Here is a 24,696-nt window from a genome sequence, read left to right as displayed (position 1 = left end):
GCCATGAGCGGTGATGTTTTTACCAGCGAAATCATCAAGGATTCCCTTGTGGCGCTGGGGGATGAGATGTTCAACGCCATGGTGCGCACCTCCATGAGCCCGATCATTTATGAGACAACCGATTTTGCAGTGGGGGCCACAGATGCCCGCGGCAATCTGCTGGCCCAGGGCAACGGGGTGACAGCGTTTCTGGCGACACTGGATACGGCTGTACAAAGCACGTTGCAGCATTACCCAAACCCCGGAGATATTCGCCCTGGCGATGTGTTCATCACCAATTCACCCTATGAAGGCGGAGGGACTCATCTGTCAGATGTGGTGATTGTGCTGCCGGTATTTTTCGGTGAGGAACTGGTGGCTTTTACGGTGAACAAGGCCCACTGGACAGAGGTGGGCGGCACGAAGCCTGGCAGCGTGTCCACCGAGGCGACGGAAATTTTTCAGGAAGGCCTGCATTTCAGATTTTTGAAACTCTATGAGGAAGGCCGTCAGAATTCTTCCCTGGTGCGCCTGATCCGGGACAATGTGCGCCTGCCGGAGTCCACCATCGGGGACATGCATGCCGGGGTTGCCGCCGCCAGGGTCGGGGCAAAACGCATTCTGGAACTGATGGAAAAATATGGCCGGGATGAGGTGCTCACAGCCATGGAGGAGCTTCTGGATTATGGCGACCGCATGACCCGGGTGGAATTGCAGAAACTGCCCAATGGCGTTTATGAAGCGGAAGATGTGGTCGAGGATGACGGTCTTGGCAACGGGCCGTTTAAAATCCGGGTCAAGGTGACGATCACAGATGACAAGATGATTACGGATTTTACCGGCACAGATCCGCAGGTGCCAGGACCGATCAATTGTTCCTATACCGGGCTGGTCACCGGGGCGCGGTGTCTGTTCAAGGCGGTGACCAATACGGAAATTCCGGCCAATGGCGGTTGTTTCCGGGCGCTGGAGGTCATCTGTCCTGACAAGACCCTGATTTCGGCCCAATCGCCGGCCCCGGTATCGTTATATTATGAGCCCCTGATTGCGGCCATAGACGTGATGTGGAAGGCGCTGGCGCCCGTGGTGCCGGACCGCCTGCCGGCAGGGCATCAGCGCAGCGTCGGGGCAACGTTCATTTCCGGCATTCATCCCGACAGCGGGGAGCTGTTTGTCATGGGCGAACCGCTGGTGGGCGGCTGGGGGGCGTCCGACGGGATGGACGGGGATAATGGCCAGTTCTGCTGTGCCAACGGGGAAACCTTCAATATTCCGGTAGAGCTTTTTGAAACCCGTTACGGCCTTCAGATTGATCAATATGCCTTCAACATGGAAGGGGGGGGCGCCGGACAGTATCGCGGCGGCAAGGGGGTTGTCCTGGATTACCGGGTGACATCGGAAGAGGCGTTTCTGACTTATGCCGCAAGCCGTACCGAAAGCCGCCCCTGGGGTATGGTCGGGGGCCGGGAAGGGACCAACAACTATGCCCAGATCCTGCGTCATGACGGCCGTGTGGAGCGCTATGGCATGTGCACTACGGTGCGGGCGGAAAAGGGAGAAGTTATTCGCTTGGTGACGGCCAATGGCGGGGGGTATGGAGATCCCGACGCCAGGGATCGCCGGGCGGTCGAGCGGGATCTGAAAAACGGGTATATCACGCCGGAACAGGCGCACGCAGATTATAACGTAAAGGTGTGACAGGGCATGGATCGTTTTACTTCGGAAATCATCAAGGATGCGCTGGTGGCGACAGGAGACGAAATGTTCAGTGCGCTTGCCCGCACGGCCATGAGCACGATTATCTATGAAACCCTGGACTTTGCCGTGGGACTGACGGATGCGAAGGGAGAATTGCTGACCCAGGGCGACGGGGTGACGCTGTTTCTGGCCACTCTGGATACCACGGTGCAGGAAATCCTGACCCGGTACGGCGCAAAAGACGACATTCACGATGGCGACGTCTTTATCGCCAATGACCCTTATGGCGGGGGCGGAACCCATCTTTCGGATGTGTCGATTGTGCTGCCAGTTTTTTTCGAAGGGGAACTGGTGGCATTCACCGTGAACAAGGCGCACTGGACGGAGGTGGGCGGCGCCTCTCCCGGCAGCGTATCGGCCAATGCCACGGAAGTGTATCAGGAAGGTTTGCAGTTTCCTTATGTGAAATTAATCGAGCAGGGGCGGGTGAACCAGGCCCTGATTGACATGATTGCGGCCAATGTGCGCTTGCCCGAAAGTACCATTGGTGACATGTGGGCCGGGGTTGCCGCCGCCCGGGTCGGCGCCCGCCGGCTGCATGAGTTGATGCGGAAGTTCGGCCGTGAAAACGTCAAGGGGGCGATGGCTGACCTTTTGGAGTATGGCGAGCGGATGACGCGGCTGGAACTGCGCAGGATCCCGGATGGGGTCTATGAAGCCGAAGACATCATCGAAAGTGACGGACTGGGCAATGGGCCGTTCACGATCAAGGTTCGGGTCATTGTGGATGGCGAGAGCGTGACGGCGGACTTCACCGGAACGGCGGCCCAGGCGCCTGGGCCGATCAATTGTTCGCTGACCAGCCTGTCCTGTGCGGTCAGGACCATTGTCAAAAGCCTGACCAACCCGGATATTCCGGCCAATGGTGGGTGCTTCCGCCCTGTGAACATCATTTGTCCGCCGGGCACAATTATTTCCGCGGAACGTCCCGCGCCGACCTCCATTTATTATGAAACGGATACGGCGGCGGCGGATTTGATGTGGAAGGCGCTGGCGCCGATTGCGCCTGACCGCCTGCCGGCCGGGCATATGCGTTCGGTGTGTGGGACGTTTCTGTCCGGCAGGCACGCCGATACAGGGGAATATTACATTTTTGGCGAACCGCTGGTGGGCGGCTGGGGCGCGGCCCATGATGCGGACGGCCAGAATGGACAGTTCTGCTGTGGTGACGGGGAAACCTATAACATTCCGGTAGAGCTCACGGAAGCCCGCTATGGCATCCAGGTAGATCAGTATGCGTTTCATAACCACCCTGGCGGGGCCGGGCAGTACCGCGGGGGCAAGGGGGTGGTCCTCGATTATCGTATGAGGGCGGATGAGGCGGCGCTCACCGTTACGTTCAGCCGGGATAGTTGTCCCCCCTGGGGCCTGAATGGCGGACAGGACGGCACCCCCAACTATGTGGAGATTTTGCGCGCCAACGGCGCCCGCGAACGCCACAGCATGGTGACGGCGCTGCCGCTGCAAAAAGATGATGTGGTGCGCCTGGTGACGGCGACCGGCGGGGGCTATGGTGATCCACGAGAGCGGGCGCCGGAAGCGATTGAGGCGGATTTGCGCAACGGCTTTATCACGCCGGAGGAAGCTCGGGAGGTCTATGGTATCGGGGACGGCTCATGAACAGGGATAATTCCGGGTTGGGCGTCGCAGAGACCGAAGATTTCGCACAAAGCCAGGTTCCGGAAGACCATACCTATTCCGGTGTCCATATTGCGCTTATTATTATTGGCGGTACCATCGGTATGGCTGTGTTCCTAATGGCGGCGCAAGTGGGAAGTGCCCTGGGAATTCACAAGGCCGCACTGGCATTCGTATCCGGCAGTCTGATTCTGGGCATTTTGGGGGCGCTCACCTCCTATGTCGGGGCAAAGTCTCGCTATTCCACTTATATGCTGGCGGAATTCGCCTTTGGACGTAAGGGCGCGCTCTGGGTCAATGCGCTGATCGCGCTGACCCTGATTGGCTGGTATGGGGTGATCAGCAATGTGTTTGGACAAGCGGCCAGTTTTGTCCTGGCTGACCTTTACGGTATCAAACTTCCGGTTTGGCTTTTCATCCTGTTGGGAAGCGCGTTGATGATCGGGGTGACATTGTCCGGTTTTCAGGGCATAGACAAACTGGCGTTATATCTGGTGCCGTTTATGGTGGCGTTTATCGGCTATGCCGCCTGGCTGTCCTGGGGCGATGTGAAATCCTGGACCCGGCCGGTAGCGAACACACCCCCCATCAGCTTTTCCTGGGCGGTATCAGCGGTGGTGGGCACCTATATTGTCGGGGTTATTATCCAGCCGGATTACAGCCGCTTTGCCCGCAATGTCACTCATGCTGTCTGGGCGGCATTTCTGGCGCTTGGGCTCACGTTTCCCCTTATATTGTTTCTGACCGCGGTACCCAGTGGCGCAACCGGAGAAAGCGATCTGATTGGCATTATGATTGCCATCGGGATCGGATTGCCGGCCTTTTTCCTGCTGCTGCTCGGGGCCTGGTCGTCCAACGTCCTCTGTCTATATTCCTCGGGACTTTCCTTATCGACCATCATCCGGCGTGTCCATTTGTGGCAGATCATTCTGGTGATCGGTCTTGTTGGCACGGGTCTTGCCCTGATGCGGGCGCAGGAATATTTCACTGATTTTCTTTTGTTCCTTGGGATTACCATCCCGCCGATCGGGGCGATTTATGTGCTGGATGTTTTGCTGTTGCGTCGACGGGGTGTGGATCCACAGGATCTTGAGCGGGAACCCTCCTATGACGTGGCGGCCTTTACTGCCTGGGGGGCAGCCACGGTGATGGGTTATCTTGCCGCTCATGAGGTGATCAGCCTTACCTATATTGCCTCAGTGGATTCCATCCTGCTGGCGGCGGTTTTATATGTATTGCTGAAATGGCGCAAAAAAACGACCGGGGCGCCGGAAACACAAGGCAAAATAGAAGGATAAGGGGCCATGCCGTCTTTACAGACCGATCATATAGACCCTATCACGCTGGAGATTATCCAGAATTCGCTGACCGCGATTGCGGATGAGATGTTTGCCGCCATGGCCCTGGCGGCCATGAGTTCGGTGATTTATGAGGTGCTTGATTTTGGTGTGGCCATAACCGATGCCGACGGGGAACTGGCCAGCGCCGGCGCCGGAATCCCAAGCTTTGTGGGCATGCTGGATCCTTCGGTCAAGGCCATTATCCATAAATACAAGGAGCGGGGCTTCCGGCCCGGTGATGTCTTTATTGCCAATGACCCCTTTACCGGGGGGGTAAGTCACGCCAATGACGTGGTTCTGGCGATGCCCGTCTTTCATGACGGTGAGATCATTGCCTGGACGGCAAATAAGGGGCATTGGGTGGATATTGGCGGCATGACGCCAGGTTCGCTGTCGCCGCTGGCCACTGAACTTTTTCAGGAAGGCTTGATCCTGCCGGAAATCCGGCTGTTTGATGGCGGCCGGCCGGTAGAGGCGGTTTTTGACATCATCCGCGCTAACAGCCGTTTGCCGGATCAGGCGACGGGCGACCTGTGGGCCGGCATATCGGCGCTGCGTATCGGGGCACAGCGTCTGGAGGATTTGTGTCGCAAATACGGTCAGAAAACTGTGAGACAGGCCATCCGTCGTTATCTCGAATACGGCGAGATGGTTGCCCGTCATGGTCTTCGCAAACTTCCCAAGGGCCGTTTTGAAGCGGAAGATAAACTGGATGACGGACGGAAAATTCGGGCAGTAGTGACCATTACGGATGATGAGTTTATTGTCGATTTGCGCGATAACCCGCCGCAGGATGAGGGCCCGGTAAATGCCAGTTATTACGCCACGCTGGTCAGTGCTCAGGCGGTTTTCAAGGGGGTGGCGGCCCCGGAGCGCTGGGCCAATGCCGGCAGTTTTCGCCCTCTCAAGCTGATGACAACACCGGGGACATTGTTTCATGCCGAACGTCCCGCGGCCGTCGGCCTGTATTATGAAAACAAGATTCGCTCTGCCGATCTGATCTGCAAGGCGTTGGCGCCGCATATGCCCGATCGTATGCCTGCCGGACATTTTGCCTCCATCTGTGCAACCCTTATCCGCAGTCGGGATGCCGAGGGACGGGAGCACACCTTCATCGAACCGGAAATCGGCGGCTGGGGCGCGGGTGCCAGCAAGGATGGTGAAAATGCTCAGTTTTCCGCCTCGCACGGCGATACCTTTACCTGCCCGGTAGAAGTAAATGAGGCGCGCAACGGCATAGCGGTGGAGCGGCTGGCATTGAATGATGAACCGGCAGGGCCCGGACGCTACCGGGGCGGCAAGGGGATCGACCTGCGGTATAAGATTCTCGGGGAAAGGGCGTGGCTTACTGCGGGATATACCCGCACGCGTATTCCGCCCTGGGGCGTAAAAGGCGGGGGAGAGGGGTCTCTGAACCGGCTGGAAATTCTCCATGCGGATGGAACGACGGAATGTTTGGATCACGCCAGCAATCGGCCGCTTGAACAAGGGGACATTGTGCGCATTGTCACGGGCAATGGTGGGGGCTTTGGGGATCCGCGCACCCGCCCGGCGTCGGAAGTGCTCGCGGACCTGAAAAACGGTTATATCACCCGCCGTGAGGCTATAGATCTGTACGGGTTGGACAGCACGCTGCTTGATCAGGAGGGGAAAACAGGATGAAATCGAAAGCGGGTACAGCGGATATGGCCGGGGCTGTCGGGGCAACGGACGATATTGAACCTTATCCCCGCCCGGCCTATGCGTGGTATGTGGTTGTGATCCTGATGCTGGCTTATATCCTGTCCTATGTGGACCGGACTATCCTGACCCTTTTGGTGGAGCCCATCAAACGGGACATCGGCCTGTCAGATACGGAAGTCAGCCTTCTGCACGGCATTGCTTTTGCCTTGTTCTATACCTTAATGGGATTTCCCATCGGCCGTTTTGCGGATCGTCATCACCGGGTGCGTATCATCGCGGCGGGGGTGATGATCTGGAGCCTCATGACTGCGGCCTGTGGCCTGGCAAAGTCTTTCTGGAGCCTGTTTCTGGCCCGGGTTGGGGTCGGATTTGGCGAAGCGGCGCTTAATCCTTCGGCCTATTCCCTGATTGCCGATTATTTTCCGCCGCACTTAATTTCGCGCGCCACCAGCACCTATGTGATGGGGACCTATTTGGGATTTGGCATTGCCTATATTGTCGGCGGCACAGTTGTTGGGGCAGTGAGCAACATGCCGGATCTTGAGCTGCCTGTCCTGGGGCATATTTTTTCCTGGCAGGTTGCCTTTTTTTATGTGGCAGCGCCGGGATTGTTCCTGCTGTTGTTGTTTTTGACCATTCGCGAACCGTTGCGCCGCGGCCGGTTGCACCGGGAAACCGGCGTCCACCAAGGAGCCACATTGGGCGAATTTGTGGCCTTCCTGAAAACCAACTGGCGGACTTTCCTGGCCCATTCCCTGGGGTTTGGCGGCATGGCGTTGCTGGTTAATGGCATGGCATTGTGGACGCCAACGTTCCTGTTTCGCACCTACGGCTGGAACATGGCAGAGGCAGGGGTCGCCTATGGGGCCTTATTGCTGATATTTGGCGGGAGTGGCGTTTATCTTGGCGGTTGGCTTGCCGATTGGTTCGATCGGAACGGGCGTTGCGGCGGGCCGTTCAAATCTGCCCTGCTGTTTTCCGCCGGGGCTGTCCTTCCGGCGGCTGCTTATCCCCTTATGCCTACGGCCGCCGGGGCACTGGTTCTGATGGCGCCGATGATCTTGTGTTCCAGTGCCCCCTGGGGGGTGGCGGTTTCAGCATTGCAGCAAATTTCCCCCAATGAACTGCGCGGGCAGGTGGGGGCCGTTTATCTTTTTACCGTTAATCTTATTGGTATTGGCCTGGGGCCGACGCTGATTGCCCTTATCACGGATTATTATTTTGCTGACCCTCTGGACCTCCGATATTCCATGGCCCTTGTCGCCGGGGGAGCCGCGATTACGGCGACCTTTCTTCTCAAATGGGGAAGCCGGCATTTCGGGAACAGCCTTGAGCGGGCGAAGGCCTGGCAAGGCTGAACCATATCGCCGGATAAATTTCTGAATAAAATCTGACCGAATAAAAATCTGGGGAGTCTGACGAATGACCACTGCGTTACTGGAACAGTCTGTCAATCTCTATTTCATCCTGGCCATTGGCTATAATGTCCTCAGTCTGATTCTGAATGACCTCAGAGGGCGCACGCTGGCGCCTACCGAACCGGTTCAGGCCATTGTCATGATGACCGTTCTTTATGTGGTCTATACCGCTCAGGAGGGTCTGGGCGAGATGGCCTGGGGGGTGCTGATTATCGTATTTCTGCTATTGATCCTGCGGTTCGGGATATATCGCCACGCCGTGGGGTATAATGACCAAGACTATGCGTCGCGTACCGCTTGGGCGGCGGCCATCGTTATTAATATTTTCGGGGTAATTGTCCTTTCCCTTACGCTTTTCAGGTCAGTTTCCGGGGAAATTGTTTAAGGTTGCAGAGGTATGGGGACCGTGACACTTCATTGACGCTAAAGATGTAATCTGATACCGTTTTTCTGCCTTGTTACAGATCACCTCTCATGTTGAAGGAGGGGCAAAAATCAGGGGGCTTTAAGTACGAGGGAGACTTTCATCGGACAATGAGCAGGCTGTATCAGATAGGTGATCTCCCTGCCGAGGAAAAGGCGGAGCTCTGGAACCGGTCCATTGTGGAGGTTTGTGGAAATTTCCAAACCATCATGAAAGACTGGTCAAATTTTCGCGGCGGCATTGAGGTACGCAATGCCGGCGGCTTTGATGTGGCCCATATTGCGCTTAATGCGGAGATTGTGCGTCGGTCGCAAAAACAAATTGCTGAAAGCAACGACAAATTTTGTTTCCTGATCATGCAGATGGAAGGCCGGGCCCTCATGCGTCAGAACGGAAATGAGGCGTTTATGGAACCCGGTGACATGGTGCTGATCGATTCCGGCATGCCGTCGGAATTTCGTTATGACGGGTTCATGCGACAATTGTCACTTCATATCCCCCGGGAAACGCTGGAAGCCTGCCTGCCGGAATGTCACATTCCCGAGGCCCAGACCATTCCCGGGCGTCGCGGGATCGGCGCAGTGACCAGCCGTTTTTTACATTCCATTTATGACGAAGCGGAAACGATCACTGACAGTTATTTCGGGTCCGTGCGGGAGGTGCTTCTTAATCTGTTAAGCTCGACCCTGAGAAATGAAGACGCGGATGTGGCCGAGGCCCAGAAGATCCCCTTTAAAGGCATTCAATTACGCCAGATTCAAAAACATATTGAACAATATCTGACCGACCCGGAACTCTCGCCAGCGATGATTGCCGGGCTTTGCGGCATTTCCACCCGCCATCTGCACAGGCTGTTTCAGACCAACGGCACGTCATTCGGGGAATGGGTGCGCCGCCGGCGTTTGGAAGAGGCACGGCGTTATCTTCTGGACAGCCGGTTTGATCATTACAGCATCATCCGGGTGGCATTTCACTGGGGGTTTAATGATGCGGCGCATTTCAGCCGGGCCTTTAAAAAAGAATTTGGTCTTTCACCGCGGGAGTACCGCTTGTCCATGCGTGAGCGGAAAGATCTAAACTAGGTGGTGATGGTGCCGTGGTAGCGTAATTGTCGTCACTATATAACAATATTTGAGGCGCGCTCAGACAAGAGTCACCGGAACAGTTCATTTATTATTTATCCTACACACATAATAAATAACCATAAATCCAGACTAAAATTCAGGAGAGGAATATGCGGAGCAAAAATCAAAAGAATTTTCGAAAAACGCTGAGAGAGACAACCTGCCTGATGGGCGGGCTATTTGTGTTTTCCGCTTTTGCGGCAGAAACTGTCATGGCCCAGACGATTCTCGATGAAATCGTTGTGACGGCTCAGAAACGTGCGGAAAATCTTCAGGACGTACCGGTTTCGGTCACAGCCTTTTCCGGCGAGGCCCTGAAAGACCTGGGCTTTGAAGACAGTACCAGCCTGGCATCCCAGGTTCCCAACTTCACTTTCGGAACGCCGGTTGGGGAAGGCAATAATCCGGGCTTTACCCTGCGTGGGGTGGGGCTGAATGATTTCGGGGACGGAAACGAAGCGCCGATTGCCATGTATGTGGACGAGGTCTATATCGGGACCCTGGCCGGGCAGACAATCCAGCTTTTTGATATGGAGCGGATCGAGGTGCTGCGTGGCCCGCAGGGCACGCTCTATGGCCGTAACGCCACTGGCGGGCTGGTGCACTTCATCACCGCCAAACCGACCGAGGAATTGCAGGGGTATGCGGATCTGACCATTGCAGAACACGGTCAGATCAGGATGGAAGCCGCCGCCAGTGGTGCGCTGCATGAAAAAGTCAGAGCCCGTATTTCAGGCGTGCGTCATGTGGATAACGGGTTTGTCACCAACCGTCTGAACAGCGATCACGACGCCAACAATACTGATTATTACGCCGGTCGCTTGCAGCTTGAGTTCCTGCCGACGGAGCAGCTGAGCCTGTTGCTGAACGGTCATTTCGGCAAGGTGGACCAGAATGCTGCGGATTATGACCATGTCGGGCTTCTGGATGAGAATTTCGAAATGTGCGCCATGGACGCGATTCTGGCGGATCAGTGTCAGGATGTCACCGGGTATCGGGATGCGGACGGCGACATTTATACCGGATCCTATGACCGCCAGAGTTTCCTGAGAGTGGATACCTACGGTTTTTCCGGCAAGCTTGAATATGCCGGGGAAGAGGTTGAGGTGGTATCGGTCACCGCTTATGAAAATGTGGACAAGTTGCACCAGGAAGATACTGATATGGGGCCAAGCAATTATCTTGAGCCCACATTTGGCGTTGAGTCTGAACAGTTCAGCCAGGAGGTACGTGTCTCCGGCAGCACCGATCAGTTTAAATGGGTCATCGGCGGTTATTATTACACCGACAGCAAAGACGGTCAGGCCGATCTTCTGGTGAATAATGCCCTGGATCAGTTCCTGGTGGATGTAGGTGCTGCGCCGCCTGCGGATGTCGTACCGGTGCTGCTGGACTATAAAGGGGTCTACAGCATTGATACGGACAGCTATGCCATCTTCGGGCAGCTGGATTATGACTTCAGCGAAAAGCTCGCCGGGACCTTGGGGCTGCGTTATACGGATGAAAGCAAGGAATTCTTCTTCAATAGCGTGATCGACGGTGGTCCGGGACCAAGCACCGATGCCACAACCGGTGATGACAAAACCGACTATAGTGCTGTTTCCGGCAAGGTCGGTTTGACCTACCGGCCCAGTGAAGATCTGATGATTTTCGCCAATGCGGCCCGTGGCTTCAAGAGCGGGGGGTATAACGGTACCTTCCTGTTCGATCTGGAAGGCCTGCGTCCCTATAACAAGGAAACCCTGACCAGTTACGAACTGGGTTTCAAGTCCACATTCGCCGATGGGGCGGTGCGCTTCAACGCTACGGCCTTTTTCTATGACTATGAAGACATGCAGGCCCTGTTGAACGTGGTTTTTGAAGGCGGCGGTGGCGCGACCTCCGTATTGCTGAACCTGGATCAGGTGGATGTATACGGGGTCGAGGCAGAACTGATTGCCCAGCCATTTGAAGGGTTTGAGGTGGTTCTGGGAGCCGGTCTGATTGATTCCGAGATCAAGGAAGCTCCGGCCGGCAATGAAGCCTTTATCGGTAACGAACTGGCCTTTGCCCCCAACTTCAATGCCAATGGCGTATTCCGTTATTTCCACACCATTGGCACTGGCGGTACGATGAACTACCAGGTTGATTTCACCTACACTGGCGATCAGTGGTATTCTATTGATAATGACCCGCTGTTGAGCCAGGACGGTTATGCCTTGGTCAATGCCCGGATCAGCTATACATCCGCTGATGATATGTGGCAGGTGGCTGCCTTTGTGAACAATCTGTTCGACAAGGAATACACCACATATAAATTCCCGTTCTTTGAGGATGGTTTCTATCAGCAGATGATCGGTCATCCGCAGTGGTTCGGTGCTCAGTTCAGCATTCGCTTTAACTGAGGACAGGGCAGGCGACATACATAAACAGCAGGTCGCCCGCAATGGGCGGCCTGCATAACCATACGTAACGGCTAACAGGATAGGGCTTCATTATGGTGCGATCCGCAGGTTTGCTTCTTTCGGTTATTGGTACTTTGGCTCTTATGGGTTGTGGTGAAAAACAGGAAACGTCGCGGCCCATCTCCAATCTGACTCAGGCGGAACTGGAGGCCGGACACGAATTGCTGGTCAATAACTGCTCCGGCTGTCATGTGGAAAGGGCGGACGGCACGCTCTCGCGGATCAGCGAGGTTCGCAAGACACCGGAAGGCTGGGACATGAATATTGCCCGTATGATGATTTTCCACGGCGCCTATTTCGAGCCCGAAGACCGTCGGGCAATGGTGAAGTTCTTATCGGATACGCAAGGCCTGGCTCCTTCGGAAACAACGGCGCACCGGGCCATACTGGAACGCCAACATAACGTGATCGAACAGAATGACGATCAGAACATAATGGACATGTGTGCCCGTTGCCATACCTATGCCCGCGTGGCGTTGCAACGGCGGGATGCGGAGGAATGGCGCAAACTGGTGCATATGCATCTGGGACAATGGGCGTCTATCGAATATCAGATGCTGGCCCGTCATCGTGACTGGCGCGATGACGCGCTGGGCCCCATTGCCGATCAGCTCGGGCAGATGTATCCCTTGCAAACGGCAGCCTGGACGGAATGGAAAAATACACCCTGGCCGGATTATGCCGGCGAATGGCGCCTGGTGGGTCACTGGCCCGGCAAGGGGGCCCTTGAGGGCATGATGACGATAAAAGCCTTGGGCGATGACCGGTACGAGGCGCTTTATACTATGCGTCTATCCGGCGGTGAAGCCCTTGAAGGCACTGCTAAATCCACGGTGCACACTGGTTATGAGTGGCGCGGCAGTGGTACGCTTGGAGGAGATAAGGTTCGGCAGGTTCTGGCCGCCACCCCCGATGGGAAGATGCTCAAGGGGCGACTCTTTTTGGATCAATACAAGGAAATCGGCGCCCATGTGACGGCTGTGCGCCTGGAAGGGACCGGCAGCAGAATTTTGTCCACGATCCCCGCGGCGCTTAAAATCGGTGAAGAGGCCACGTTGACCATTAATGGGGTAGGGCTCAGTGGCGATTTGGTCATTCCGGGGGTGGAAACCGAAATCCTTGAACGCAGTGCAACCCGCTTGGTGGTCAAGGCGCGGGCCACAGGAAATGCGGGCGAAGCGGAGATGACCATCGGAGAGGCCCGCGGGCAGATTGTGCTGTATGATCGGGTGGATTATATCAAGGTGACCCCAGACTACGGGATTTCCCGGGTCGGCGATAACGGGGGACCGATCCCCAAGGTTCATGCTCAGTTCGAAGCCATCGGGTATCATAATGGCCCCGACGGTAAGCCGGAAACCGCCGATGACATCCGCCTGGGGGTAATGGAAGCCCGCTGGCATGCCGAACCCTACAATGAAATCGCGCGGGAAATGGAAGATGTGAAATATGCCGGTGAACTGCGTCAGAACGGCCTGTTCGTTCCGGCTGGCGCTGGACCAAATCCGGAGCGGAAATATGGCACCAACAATGCTGGGGATCTGGCGATTGTGGCGACGGTTAAAGACGGGGAGCGGGAACTCAGTGCCCGGGCGCATCTGATTGCGACGGTGCAGCGCTGGAACACGCCCCCCATTCTTTGAATTCCCGATCTTTGGCCCGATTTTTGAGCGAGGAGACCAACAGATGACACGCTTAAAACCCTTGAACAAAAAAGCCGCCCGCTACTTTGAGGCGCGGGCGGACGGCACCTCTGAGGAAGTGGTGGCCATGCAGAGTGTGGCCGGCTGTACCACCTCCCTTGATCCGGGCTGGGAAGTGGATCCGTTTGGCAGCGTGGCATCCTTGTGCCAACCGATGGAGGCGGATCTTTACGGCTGTTCTGACCCTTGCTGGTGGCCGGCGGCAGTGCCGGATACCGTCAATACCTATCCGGATTGGTCCGAACTGACCGATACCCGCAAGAACTGGCGTCAGCTTCAGGCTGTCTTCCCCGAAGAGTAAAAGCCGAAGAATGAGGAGAGACTCTGTGAAAAAAATACTTTTCTTGATGGGGGTGCTTGCCTTCGGCATGACTGACCTGGCCTTGGCCAAGGAATATCTTCTGGTGGGGGCACGTCCGGACAAGCTGTTTCTGGTGGATATGGAAGCCCGCAAAGTGGCCCGAAGCTACACCATCCCCGACAGCACAGCGCCACAGGCCATTGTGCCTTCGCCGGATGGTAAGGTGGCCTATCTACAAACCAATTCCATGGGGTCCATTGTTGGCATCGACCTGGACAGCGGCGAGGTGGTGTTCCGGGCCGACCTGGCGACAGAGGATAACGAACGGGTCTGGAATTACGGGGTTGAAATCAGCCCCGATGGCAAGGAACTCTATACCTATGACATTCCCACCATTTTGCACCCGGATCGTTATGAAAGCGCAGAGACGCGGCTGAGTGTCTGGCGCACGGATGCAGGACTTGACGCCAAACCCATCCGCCAGTTTCCCATGCCCCGCCGCATTCATCTTTTGGCGGCTGCGCAAAGCGGGGCATTGTATGCTATGGGCTGGGATTTCTACAAAATTGACGTCCAGACCGGCGCCTATGAAGTGGCCTTTCCCCTGCGCCACTGGACCCGGGAAAATACGACACAACCCGATGCGCTGGCCTTCTGGCAAACCTGGGATAATAATGGGGTTTTGTCCACGCCGTTGTTTTTTGAGCGCACCGACCGGGCGGTGGATGATATTGAACGGTATCGGGCGGCGATCCTGGCGCTTGACCTGAAAACCGAAGAGTTCAATCTGTATGATTTTCAGGGCGCAGCGGAAGTGTTGTTCACCTCTGTTTTGCACCCCAACAGGAAAAAAGCCTATGCCGTTTATAACACGTTGCTGAAAATTGATCTGGAAACGCCACGGACGGAAAAACGTATCGACGTGGACCACAGCTATTATCAGGTGGAAATCTCCCATGACGGCAGCGAGGTTTATATTGGCGGTACCGCCTGTGACATTGCCATTTACGACAGCGATACACTGGCCCGCAAAGGCGAGGTGATCCTGCCGGATTGTGCTGATATGGGGGCCAGTGTGATGCGAATGGTTGACCGGTAAATTTGATAGGGCGCGCGCGATGACGGTACGCCCTCACCGTCATTGCGCGGCGCGCCGGCGACGAAGCAATACATGTTTCTGTGGCGATGACGCAACCTCTTCACAATTCACTCTAAAAACAGGATAGAGGATGCGGTCGTCAAGGTGTTGGTGGTCAAAACTTATGTGGCGGGATTTTGTGGAGGGCGGCTGAAAACCACATCTTCCGGGCGTAGCAGGCTGCCGCATTCGGAACAGGTGACATGTGGGCGCATATCCTGCCCACAGCTAATATGGATCAGGATATGGGGGGCGCCTTTTTCATCGGCGAGCCATTTGTCCCCCCACATCATCATGCCCACGGCTATGGGGAATATATCGCGTCCTTTGTCGGTCAGGCGGTATTCATAGCGGGGCGGTTTATCGGAATAGAGAACTTTCTCAAAAATGCCGCAGTCCACCAGACTGGTCAGCCGGTTTGACAGAATATTGGGGGCGATTTTCAGTTCATTAAGAATGTCATCAAAACGTTTCAGGCCGAAATAGGCCGCCGCCAGCGCCATATTGCTCCATCGGTCGCCGATGATGTCCACGGCCTGTTCAAAAATATAACTGTCTGTGTCGTGATTGGTTTTCAGCCGGGAACGGCGCTGAAAACGGGGCGGCATTTTTACGTCATAACCCGCGCCGGGGCCGTTGCGATAGGTGGTGTTGCGGATGTGCACCTCACCCTCGCACTGATTACAGGTGGTTACGGGATGAAAGGCTTTGCCGCAGCTCTTGTGTACCAGCATTTCTGGCAGGCGCTGGCTCTGTTTCATCCATTTGCGTTCCCATTCCCACATCAAAAGTGATAGCGGGTAAAGGTCCTTGCCCATTTCCGTGAGCTGGTATTCATACCGTTTGGGCCGCTCCTGATAGAGGACCTTTTTGAAACAGCCGGCTTTGAGGAGTTTGTTCAGCCGGTTGGTGAGCAGGCTTTTGGCCATGCCGTTGCGCCGTTGCCAGTCCTGGAAACGTTTAATGCCCAGAAATGCATCCCTGAGAATGACCAGGGTCCACTTGTCTCCGATGAGATTAAGCGTGCGGGTGACGGAACTGGCTCTAATGCGATCTGATACAGACATAACATCCAGAAACATAACCGCTTCCACAAAATAATCAATTGTCGCTTGCTTAAATGATCCTTTTTAGTTAGTCTTTTTATGAAAGTTATAAAAATCATAATTTCCTCGTTCACCAAACTTGTTCTTATCAGGGAGTATTCAGATGGCCATTCCGCCTGAGATAAAAGACAACCTTCGTTTGCCCCTCATTGCTGCACCAATGTTTCTGGTTTCCGGCCCCGAAATGGTTATTGCGGCCTGCAAAGCGGGTATTGTGGGGGCGTTCCCCACGCCAAACGCCCGCACGGTCGATGCCCTTGACGACTGGATGCGTGCGATTACCACGGAACTGGCGGCGGCGCGGGCGGCTGACCCTGATCGCAAGATTGGCCCCTGGGCCGCTAATTTGGTGGTTCATTCCTCCAATGACCGGCTTCCGGCGGATATGGAGCTGGTGATGAAATATCGCCCGCCAATCGTGATTACGGCGCTGGGCAGCCCAGCGGCTGTGGTCGAGGCAGTGCAGTCCTATGGCGGCAAGGTGTTTGCCGATGTCAACAGCGTGGCCTTTGCCCGCAAGGCGGCAGCCACCGGCGTGGATGGCCTGGTTCTGGTGTGTTCCGGGGCTGGCGGCCATACCGGACAGATGGCGGCTTTTGCCTTTGTGGCGGCGGTGCGCGAATTTTTTGATGGCATGATCGTGCTTGCCGGCAGCATCTGTGATGGTGGGGCCATTCGTGCGACCGAGGTGCTGGGCGCTGATTTTGCTTATATGGGCACCAAATTCATTGCCGCGAAAGAAAGTTTGGCACAGGAAGAGTATCGACAGATGCTGGTGAACAGCACATATGAGGATATTGTTTGCACCAATGCCTTTACGGGGGCGTGGGCGAATATGCTCAAACCCAGCATTCGGCAGGCAGGGCTTGATCCTGACAATCTTAAACCCAAAGACAAGATCGACTTTACGGACCCGCAAAGCGAAAGCAAGGCGTGGAAAAATATCTGGTCGGCGGGGCACGGGATCAATACGGTGAAAAAGGTCGAGCCGCTGGGGGAAATGGTGGAGCGCTTGTATCAGGAATACAGGGAAGCCAGCCGAAAACCCGCCTTTTGATCCTTTATTTTATTTATAATGACAAAAAACCAGAATTATCAGGGAAGAGCATGATTGTCTGTGATGAACAACAGATCCGGGAGTATACGGACCGGGGATGGTGGGGGCAGGAGTGTCTGCATGATCTTTTTGAGCGCAATGTAGCGGCGGTACCGAACCGGGTAGCGGCGATAGACCCGTTGAACAGGACGGACTTTACCGATGGTGCCCCAAAACGACATACCTATCGGGAACTGAAGGAGCGAGTCGATCAGTTTGCCCGTCTCATGGTGCATCTGGGTCTCAAAAAGGATGATATCCTGCTGATCCAGATGCCCAATGTCATGGAATATTTTTACATCTATCTCGCAGCCTCCCGGCTTGGCATTATTGTCAGTCCCGTGCCCATGCAGTACCGGGACCGGGAGTTGGCACAGATTGCCCGTATTCTTGAACCTGCCGCGATTGTCACCACCAATAATTTCAAGGGGGGCAATCATGCGGAAGGGGCGCTTCTGGGAGCGGCCTATATGGAAGAACACGGCCTGGCTCGTCCGATGGTGCTGTCCTGGGGGGACAAGACACCAGACGGAGCTATCAGTCTTGACGAATTGATGGAGCAGGAGTTGCCGGAGGGAACCCTGCGGTCTTATCTCGAAACCATTACCGTGACGGCCAATGATGTGTTTACCATCTGCTGGACTTCCGGGACGGAAGGCAAACCCAAGGGGATTCCCCGAACCCATAATCACTGGATCGCCATCAGCTATGGGACCTTTGATGGCAGCCATATCCAGGAAGGTGACATTCTGCTGAACCCGTTTCCCATGATCAACATGGCTAGTATTGGCGGCCTGTTCATGAGTTGGCTTCATTCGAAGGGGACCCTGGTTCTGCATCATCCGCTGGATCTGCCCACCTTTCTGCGTCAGATCGCCACAGAAAAAGTCACCTTTACTCTGGTGCCGCCGGCGTTGCTGAATATGCTGCTGAAGGATGAAGCGCTTATGTCCAGGGTGGATATCGGGTCCATCCGCGCCATCGGGTCCGGTTCGGCGCCGCTCGATGAGTGGATGGTGAAAGGCTATCTGGAAAAATATGGCATCCAGATCATCAATCATTTCGGCTCCAACGAAGGTGTTTCATTGATCAGCGGAGCCGAGGACGTGCCCGATCCGGAAAGGCGGGCGCGGTATTTTCCCCGTTTCGGGGTTAAGGGATACGCTTGGGCGAACCGGGTGGCGGAGCGTCTTGTGACCCGGATCGTGGATCCGGAAACCGGGGAAGAAATTACGACCCCCCGCCGCCCCGGAGAACTACAGATTAAAGGGGCCGGGGTGTTTGCGGGATATTTCAAGGCGCCGGAACAGACCCGGCAAGCCTTCACCGATGATGGGTATTTCAAAACCGGCGATATGTTTCAGATTGCCGGTGACGGGGAAGAGGAAGCCTTTTACCAGTTTGTCGGCCGGTGCAAGGACATCATCATTCGCGGTGGCATGAATATCGCCCCGGCGGAGCTGGATGACCTGCTAAACAGTCATGCCGATATCGAAGAGGCCGCTGTGGCTGGCTATCCCGATGATGTGCTCGGGGAACGGATTGCTGCTTTTGTGGTGCCGCGTGCGGGCGTGGAGTTGTCGCTCGAAGACATTGTCGAGTTTTTAAAAGGCAAACATATCGCCAGTTTCAAGCTGCCGGAAAAACTGGTGTTTGTTAAGGAACTGCCCCGTAATCCGCTGGGTAAGGTGATCCGGCGGGACCTGCTTCAGTATTTAGAAGGATCGAAACATGTCTGAGCCCATTGAATTTTATTTTGATTTTTCGTCAAGTTATTCTTATGTGGCGCATCGAAAAATTGAAGACCTAGCCAGGGAGTTAGGACTCTCGCTTCATTGGAAACCCATTTCTCTGGGGGCGATTTTTACCGCGTTGGAGCACAGACTGCCCAAGATGGGGTCCGCGAAACAGAAATATATCTGGCATGACGTGGAACGCTCGGCAGCGGAACAGGGCCTGCCTTATGTCTGGCCTGATCCGTTTCCCATGAACAGCATTCCGGCCATGCGCGGATTCTATTTTCTGCAGGATCAGGACCCGGCTTTGGCCAAAACTTATGCCAGAGCCGTTTTCGCAGCGGCCTTTGGTGAAGGGCGGGACATCGCCCGCCCGGATATATTGATCGGCATTGTTGAACGGCTGGGTTTTGACCCTGAGACCTTCAAGACCGGTATCTCATCCGAAGATATCAAAACCCGCCTGAAAGCCGAAACAGCGGCGGCGCAGGAAAAGGGCATCTTCGGAGCCCCGACTTTTCTATGCAGAGGGGAAATGTTCTGGGGTGCGGACCGGTTAGCGTCCCTTGAGGCTTTCATTCGGAAAACAGGGGATAAGAGATGAGTGAGCGGGTGTACATTCTGGGCGGTGTGCAGACGGATTTCGCCCGCAACTGGGCGCGCGAAGGCGTTGATCTTCTTGAGGTGTTTTCTGACACCCTGAATCAGGGGCTAGAAGAGGTCGGGCTCGAATATATGGATCTTGAAACCGGCCATGTGGGGAATTTTGTCGGAGACCTGTTTAACGGACAGGGCATTCTCGGCGGATTTTTCGGCATGGTGGATCCGTCACTTGCGGGATTGCCGACGGCGCGGCACGAGGCGGCCTGTGCTTCGGGCTCCATTGCGCTTCTGGCGGCGGCGGCGGAAATCGAGGCGGGGCGTTATGGCCTGGCCTGTGTATTGGGCATTGAACAGATGCGTAATGTGCCGGGCGAGCAGGCGGCTCAATATCTGGGCGCGGCGACCTGGGCCGGTCATGAATGTCAAGATGTGAAATATCCCTGGCCACATATGTTTGGCAAGCTGGGAGATGAATATGATCGACGTTATGGCCTGAAACATGAACATCTGGCGGCTATTGCCCGGATCAATTTTGACAACGCCAAAAACAATCCCCATGCCCAGACCCGCCACTGGCAGTTTTCCGACATCAATTTTACCGAGGATGACGAAGCCAACCCGGTGATTGACGGGCGCATCCGCAAGCAGGACTGCGGACAAGTCACCGATGGGGCGGCCGTGGTGTTTCTGGCCTCTGCCGCACGAGCCCGTGAATATGCTCAGGCCCGGAATATTCCGTTTGAAAGCCTGCCCTATATCCGGGGCTGGGGGCATCGCTCCGCCCCCATCGAATATGACCGCAAGATCGCGCAAAGCAGGGATGCAGATTATGTTTTCCCCCATGTGCGCGGCACCATCACTGATGCCTATGAACGTGCGGGCCTTTCTGGTGTCGGGGAAATCGACGTGGTAGAAACCCATGACTGTTTCACCACAACGGAATATATGGCCATTGATCATTTGGGCATTACCGCCCCGGGGGAAAGCTGGAAAGCCATTGAAGAGGGACGAATTGCCATGAGCGGCGATATTCCCATCAATCCCAGTGGCGGTTTGATCGGCTGTGGCCATCCTGTGGGCGCCACTGGCGTGCGCATGATGCTGGACGGGTGGAAGCAGCTTATGGAAAAAGCCGGTGATTATCAGGTCTCTGGAGCAAAAACGGTACAGACCCTCAATATCGGCGGTAGCGGCACCACCGCGGTCAGTTTTATTTTGTCAAAGGATTAAAGAACGATGGAAGCTTTTATTGTTGATGCGCTCAGAAGTCCGCGCGGCGCCGCGCGCGAATGGGGTGGCCTGGCCAGTATCAAACCGGTGGAACTGTTGGCGCAGCTTTATCAGGCGTTGGAGGCGCGTAATGATCTGGACCCGTCGGAGGTGGAGGATATTATCCTGGGCTGTGTGACCCAGAGCGGGGATCAGGGGGGGAATATTGCCAAGATCTCTGCCCTTTATGCGGGCTGGAGCGAACAAACCTCGGGCCATACGGTGAACCGCTTCTGTACCTCAGGACTGACGGCCTGCAATACTGCCGCCATGAAAATCATGAGCGGTATGGAGGATCTGGTGATCGGGGGCGGTGTGGAAAGCATGTCCCGCTGCCCCATGTTTTCCGATGGGGGGCCGTGGTATTCAGACAAGGAGGTGATGAAGAAGACCCGCTTCATCCATATGGGCATTTCCGGCGATCTGGTGGCGACATTGGAAGGATTTGAGCGCACAGATGTGGATGCCTATGCCCTACGTTCCCAGCAACGGGCCGCCCGGGCGCGAGCCGAGGGATATTTTGAGCGGTCGATTATTCCGATCCGGGATAATGAGGGCAATGTGGCGCTGGCCCAGGATCAGATTATCCGGGAGGATGCGTCGATGGAAAAGCTAGCGGCGCTGGAGCCCAGCTTTGCGGAATTGGGACAAAAGGGTCTGGATGCCATCGCCCTTAGCCAGTATCCCGAGCTGGAAGCGATCAACCATGTCCATCATCCCGGCAATTCACCGGGCATGGTTGACGGGGCGGCGCTGGTCCTTTTTGCCTCGGACCAACAGATACGGGCACAGGAGCTTACGCCGCGGGCACGGGTGGTGGCCTTTGCCAATGCCAGTGTGGAACCGGTGGTGATGCTCACCGCTGGGCAAAAGGCGGCACAAAAGGCGCTGGATAAAGCCGGGCTCAGGCCGGAGGACATTGATCTTTATGAGGTCAATGAAGGGTTTGCTGCCGTGGCCCTGAAGTTCGAGAAAGATTTTAATCTGGCCCCGGAGAAAATGAACGTCAATGGCGGCGCCATTGCCATGGGGCATCCGATGGGCGCTAGTGGGGCGATCCTTCTGGGCACCTTGCTGGATGAGCTGGAACGACAAAACCTGAAACGGGGGCTGGTCTCCCTGTGCGGCGGAGCTGGCGTTGGCGAAGCCATGATTATTGAGCGCTGTTAGAGTGAATTGCGGCAACCTATGCACAATTCACTCTAAAGGGATCGGATTATCCTGCCGACTGCATAAAATCATGAATTTCACTTTCAAGGAGCTGGGAGGTTGACGTGAGCGTACTGACGGCAGCGTTCAGGTCTTGGGCATTGGCGCCGGTCTGACTGGCCAGTGCCGAGACCTCCTTGATCAGCGCCAGCATTTCATCGGTGATTGTTGCAGCCATCTGGGCACTTTTGCTGATTTCCCGGGTGGCAGCGGTTTGTTGGGAAATGGCGCTGGCAATGCTCTGGGTTGTTTCGTCGATATCGTTGATTTTATTGCCGATATTGGTAATAGCGTTGACCGTCAGGCCGGTCACGTCCTGAATGCCGGAAATCTGATTGGCGATTTCCTCTGTGGCTTCGGCGGTTTTCTGGGCCAGGTTTTTCACTTCACTGGCGACCACGGCGAACCCCTTGCCGGCTTCTCCCGCCCGTGCCGCCTCGATGGTGGCATTGAGCGCCAACAGGTGGGTCTGGTTGGCGATTTCCGTAATAATGTTCAGAACATTACCGATTTGTGTGGCGGCGGCATCCAGTTCCTGCACGGAATCGATGGTCTGTTTCACATCGGCGACGGTTTCCTGTACGGCCTTGCTGGAACGGTCGATTTGACTGCTGATTTCCGAAATGGATCCGGTCATCTCTTCCGCGGCGCTGGCCACTGTATTGACGTTGACCATTGTGGTATTGGCGGCCTCTACAGCCTTCTCCAGGGACTTCTTGGTCTTGGCCGCGCTTTGATACATGGTGTCAGTTTTCGGGGCCATTTCCGATGTGCTTTGAATGACGGCCTTGACATTGCCAATGAATTTTTCGGTGAGCGCCTTGAAATTTGCGTTTTGTTCGCTGATGGTCTGCAATACGCTGTTGATGTTATTGGCTTGCCGCCGGAATTCTCCCTGAAGTCCTTCACGCAGAATACGGCGGAAATATTTTTTGTCCCGCACGGCAATGAGCGAGGCCCCGGCCTCGCGCATAAAGGCGTCAACAACATCAAGCATATGATTCAGCCTGAGAAAAAATTGCCCGGCGGAACCGGACAGACTGCGGTTTGTAATCCGGGCTTCCATATTGCCCAAGGCAATCTGTTCACAGACCGCGGCGGCGTCTTCAAATTCGGAACGTCCGGTCTCAGAGGGAGATGACCGCTCGGCCAAACGCTGGATGGCGGTGGCGGCTTCGGTAAGCAAAGGATGATCCGGCAGGTCCGCACTTGCCGGTGAGGAGGCATGTTCCGGCCTTTGAGTGAGGGCTTGGCAATAGTTGATCAGTTTTTTGATGTCTTCGGCGGATATGTGATCCCCGCTTTCAGGAAGGGCGGGGCGGTGTGTGCGAAAAAGACTCATTTATACTCTCCCTTTGTGTCTGCCTCTTTCTTTTTTGCGATAGTGGCGCTAATTCGGCCGATTTATCTCTATGGTTCTTCACATCTATGATGGCGGCGTAACATTCGCGATCAGGTCAAGGAAAAGATGAACTCATCATAGGCAAGTTTTTTTTGCGACAGGAGGTTATCAAGATGCGCCCTGGCCTTGAGGATGGCCTCTTTGGGAGTGGTGGCGCGGCTTTCAATCTGTCGCAGCTCTGCGTAAATGCCTTCCATAATCGCCACATTTTCCCTGTTCGGACATCGGCGGTTCGAATGATAGCCGACGGGGGTGCCCTGAAGATCGTAACTTGGCGCCATATGTGCCAGGACCCAGTAATGGTCTCCCTGTTTGCACATGTTTTTCACATAAGCAAAAATTTCATTACCCTGTTTCAGGGTTTCCCACGCCAGATGGAAAATGCTTCGGGGCATGTCGGGATGGCGGATGATGTTGTGGGGCTGGCCCAGAAGTTCTTTTTGGGTATAGCCGGAAATTTTTTCGAACAGTTCATTCACATAGATGATTTTTCCCTTCAGGTCGGTTTTGCTGACGATGATCTCATTCTCGCCAAAGGTTCTTTCGTGACCTGTGGGGGAGGTGATAGGTCTGGACATGAGCGTACTCCGTAACTCTACTGATCTGAACTTGATAAGTCATACTGCGTTTTGGGGTCCTGTGATGTCAGCCACCCCTCCGCAAAAATTCCTGCGGCCGGTTTTGAAGGTGATCTGTCATCACCACAGCTGAGTACGCCCGATAATTTTTTGTGCCCTGTTATTTTTGCGAAGTTATTTTTGCGAAGTTATTTTTGCGAATACTTTGGTTCGTAAATCTTTTATTGTGATACATTATTGTATGAAAATATCTTACCTAGGATTTCGCAGACTTTCAATCATAAATCACAGTAAAATATTGTAATATTCTTATATATTGATTAATCGTGAACTTTTCCCTCACCTTTTCTTCTCTCCAGCGCATGGTTAAAAAAGCAACATTCTGTTCTGAGCACATCAAGGCCAGGAAGGGAATGCTGCTAGAGTGAATTGACCAACCTATGCACAATTCACCCTAGGTTTTCGAATTTCACGGTCGCCTGCTGCGAGTCTTTTTTGAGGGGACACTTTTTTCCGGTTTGTTTCCCGGCACCGAAAAAACAGAAAGGGGAGGGTCGGGAACGGTCGCTCACAAAAATTTTTCGGGAAGGGAGGAAGGGGGAGCTGTAAAGAAATATTTTTCAGGTCCGTTGAAAAGGGCCGTCTGCTGATTTTGTTTGGGTATTCGGATCATTGGTATAAATATCTTTGAAATAATATACTGTATACAATTTTAAAAGAAATCCTGACGTATTTTATAGTTAGCCA

The 24,696-nt window shown here is 54.9% G+C and carries 19 protein-coding genes; 16 read left to right on the top strand and 3 right to left on the bottom strand.

Translation table 11 applies throughout. The features are described from left to right. Nucleotides 1–3: 3 nt before the first annotated feature. The 11 genes from FE788_RS09510 (at nucleotide 4) to peaD (ending at nucleotide 14,911) form a co-directional block, all read left to right on the top strand. Entirely contained in the window at nucleotides 4–1,677 is a 1,674-nt protein-coding gene (locus FE788_RS09510) for a hydantoinase B/oxoprolinase family protein (RefSeq protein ID WP_138380414.1), read from the top strand. A gap of 6 nt (nucleotides 1,678–1,683) precedes the next feature. Further along, complete coding sequence (locus FE788_RS09505; RefSeq protein ID WP_138380413.1) at nucleotides 1,684–3,357, top strand: hydantoinase B/oxoprolinase family protein; 1,674 nt, start codon at nucleotides 1,684–1,686, stop codon at nucleotides 3,355–3,357. After that, on the top strand, nucleotides 3,354–4,673 hold the full coding sequence (locus FE788_RS09500; protein ID WP_138380412.1) for a purine-cytosine permease family protein: 1,320 nt from the start codon (nucleotides 3,354–3,356) through the stop codon (nucleotides 4,671–4,673). Before FE788_RS09505 ends, FE788_RS09500 begins: the two co-directional genes overlap by 4 nt. A gap of 6 nt (nucleotides 4,674–4,679) precedes the next feature. Then, a complete protein-coding gene (locus FE788_RS09495; RefSeq protein WP_138380411.1) occupies nucleotides 4,680–6,377 on the top strand; it encodes a hydantoinase B/oxoprolinase family protein in 1,698 nt (565 codons plus the stop codon). Further along, nucleotides 6,374–7,756, top strand: coding sequence for a spinster family MFS transporter (locus tag FE788_RS09490; protein WP_210413868.1), 1,383 nt, complete (start codon nucleotides 6,374–6,376; stop codon nucleotides 7,754–7,756). Before FE788_RS09495 ends, FE788_RS09490 begins: the two co-directional genes overlap by 4 nt. Before the next feature lie 64 nt (nucleotides 7,757–7,820). Continuing rightward, the gene (locus tag FE788_RS09485) at nucleotides 7,821–8,201 is read left to right on the top strand and encodes a hypothetical protein (RefSeq protein WP_138380410.1); all 381 of its coding nucleotides are present in this window, start codon (nucleotides 7,821–7,823) and stop codon (nucleotides 8,199–8,201) included. A 149-nt stretch (nucleotides 8,202–8,350) separates the two neighbouring features. Next, nucleotides 8,351–9,322, top strand: a complete 972-nt coding sequence (gene feaR / locus FE788_RS09480; RefSeq protein WP_168190358.1) for a transcriptional regulator FeaR — start codon at nucleotides 8,351–8,353, stop codon at nucleotides 9,320–9,322. 152 nt (nucleotides 9,323–9,474) lie between these two features. Further along, complete coding sequence (locus FE788_RS09475) at nucleotides 9,475–11,748, top strand: TonB-dependent receptor (RefSeq protein WP_138380408.1); 2,274 nt, start codon at nucleotides 9,475–9,477, stop codon at nucleotides 11,746–11,748. Between the two features lie 92 nt (nucleotides 11,749–11,840). Beyond that, nucleotides 11,841–13,451, top strand: coding sequence for a quinohemoprotein amine dehydrogenase subunit alpha (gene peaA / locus FE788_RS09470; protein ID WP_138380407.1), 1,611 nt, complete (start codon nucleotides 11,841–11,843; stop codon nucleotides 13,449–13,451). Between the two features lie 43 nt (nucleotides 13,452–13,494). Next, nucleotides 13,495–13,812, top strand: a complete 318-nt coding sequence (gene qhpC, locus FE788_RS09465; RefSeq protein WP_138380406.1) for a quinohemoprotein amine dehydrogenase subunit gamma — start codon at nucleotides 13,495–13,497, stop codon at nucleotides 13,810–13,812. A 25-nt stretch (nucleotides 13,813–13,837) separates the two neighbouring features. Next, nucleotides 13,838–14,911: a quinohemoprotein amine dehydrogenase subunit beta gene (peaD, locus tag FE788_RS09460; protein WP_168190357.1), complete on the top strand. Its 1,074-nt coding sequence runs from the start codon at nucleotides 13,838–13,840 to the stop codon at nucleotides 14,909–14,911. 161 nt (nucleotides 14,912–15,072) lie between these two features. On the opposite strand, the gene FE788_RS09455 is transcribed toward peaD, so the two are convergent. Next, complete coding sequence (locus FE788_RS09455; protein WP_168190356.1) at nucleotides 15,073–16,017, bottom strand: winged helix-turn-helix transcriptional regulator; 945 nt, start codon at nucleotides 16,015–16,017, stop codon at nucleotides 15,073–15,075. A gap of 142 nt (nucleotides 16,018–16,159) precedes the next feature. Here FE788_RS09455 and FE788_RS09450 point away from each other — a divergent pair, with 142 nt between their 5' ends. The 5 genes from FE788_RS09450 to FE788_RS09430 are packed head-to-tail and all read left to right on the top strand — an operon-like array spanning nucleotide 16,160 to nucleotide 21,930. Then, complete coding sequence (locus FE788_RS09450; RefSeq protein ID WP_138380403.1) at nucleotides 16,160–17,113, top strand: NAD(P)H-dependent flavin oxidoreductase; 954 nt, start codon at nucleotides 16,160–16,162, stop codon at nucleotides 17,111–17,113. A gap of 50 nt (nucleotides 17,114–17,163) precedes the next feature. Then, nucleotides 17,164–18,891 carry a class I adenylate-forming enzyme family protein gene (locus tag FE788_RS09445; protein ID WP_138380402.1) on the top strand — a complete coding sequence of 576 codons (1,728 nt, stop codon included), beginning with the start codon at nucleotides 17,164–17,166 and terminating at the stop codon, nucleotides 18,889–18,891. After that, entirely contained in the window at nucleotides 18,884–19,492 is a 609-nt protein-coding gene (locus tag FE788_RS09440; protein WP_138380401.1) for a 2-hydroxychromene-2-carboxylate isomerase, read from the top strand. Before FE788_RS09445 ends, FE788_RS09440 begins: the two co-directional genes overlap by 8 nt. After that, nucleotides 19,489–20,721, top strand: a complete 1,233-nt coding sequence (locus FE788_RS09435; protein WP_138380400.1) for an acetyl-CoA acetyltransferase — start codon at nucleotides 19,489–19,491, stop codon at nucleotides 20,719–20,721. The genes FE788_RS09440 and FE788_RS09435 overlap by 4 nt, the downstream gene beginning before the upstream one ends. Before the next feature lie 6 nt (nucleotides 20,722–20,727). Then, nucleotides 20,728–21,930: an acetyl-CoA C-acetyltransferase gene (locus FE788_RS09430; RefSeq protein WP_138380399.1), complete on the top strand. Its 1,203-nt coding sequence runs from the start codon at nucleotides 20,728–20,730 to the stop codon at nucleotides 21,928–21,930. Nucleotides 21,931–21,976: 46 nt separating this feature from the next. Here FE788_RS09430 and FE788_RS09425 read toward each other — a convergent pair whose 3' ends face one another. Together FE788_RS09425 and FE788_RS09420 are read right to left on the bottom strand one after the other, a co-directional pair. Next, nucleotides 21,977–23,311 (bottom strand): methyl-accepting chemotaxis protein, encoded by a 1,335-nt coding sequence (locus FE788_RS09425; RefSeq protein WP_138380398.1) that lies wholly within the window; start codon nucleotides 23,309–23,311, stop codon nucleotides 21,977–21,979. A gap of 110 nt (nucleotides 23,312–23,421) precedes the next feature. Continuing rightward, nucleotides 23,422–23,949: a PAS domain-containing protein gene (locus tag FE788_RS09420; RefSeq protein WP_138380397.1), complete on the bottom strand. Its 528-nt coding sequence runs from the start codon at nucleotides 23,947–23,949 to the stop codon at nucleotides 23,422–23,424. Nucleotides 23,950–24,696: the final 747 nt, after the last annotated feature.

The organism is Luteithermobacter gelatinilyticus, from assembly GCF_005849285.1.
In the GTDB taxonomy this organism is placed as follows: domain Bacteria; phylum Pseudomonadota; class Alphaproteobacteria; order Sphingomonadales; family Emcibacteraceae; genus Luteithermobacter; species Luteithermobacter gelatinilyticus.
Note: the sequence above shows the minus strand (reverse complement) of the source record. Positions and strands in the feature narration are given on the sequence as shown.